Here is a 530-nt window from a genome sequence, read left to right as displayed (position 1 = left end):
CACTTACGCTCGATAAGTACACACAGTCTGTTACGATTCAAAGCCAACCAAAGAAGACGGATATCCAACTCACGCCCATTCAGTTTGAACTGCTGCGCACGCTCATTCAGCATCAAGATAAAGTACTGACCAAATCTTTCCTCTATCAAACCGTTTTGCAACGTCCGTTCACTGATCATGATCGAGCGCTGGATATGCACATCAGTCGAATGCGAAAACGCTTGATTGCCGAAGGCATGCCACCAGATCAAATTCAGACAATTCACCGTAAGGGTTATCTATTTAAATCCATAAATAGGTAAAGAAAGCGCAGCTATTTGTCTCGATTTTTGGTATTTCGTCACTTATTTTGCTTTAATTAATGCAAATTCAATTTACTCAAAATAACTCAATGAATTTGCGTCTAATTTTTATACTCTGCATTGCCAGTCTGTTTGCTGGTTGTGCTACTTATGCTGGCCTGAACTTTGACCAACTGTTCGGCCCTCAGTTGGTTCGTGAGCGTACTGCCAGCGTTGAAACGCCGCAGG

Annotated in this window: 1 protein-coding gene; it reads left to right on the top strand. The window is 42.5% G+C overall.

Going from position 1 to position 530, the window contains the following annotated elements:
- On the top strand, positions 1-302 hold a 302-nt coding region (locus tag R7Q11_RS29030; protein WP_225467327.1), incomplete at its 5' end, for a winged helix-turn-helix domain-containing protein.
- Between the last annotated feature and the right edge of the window lie 228 nt (positions 303-530).

The sequence above is a fragment of the Vibrio sp. 970 genome, assembly GCF_033339075.1.
Note: the sequence above shows the minus strand (reverse complement) of the source record. Positions and strands in the feature narration are given on the sequence as shown.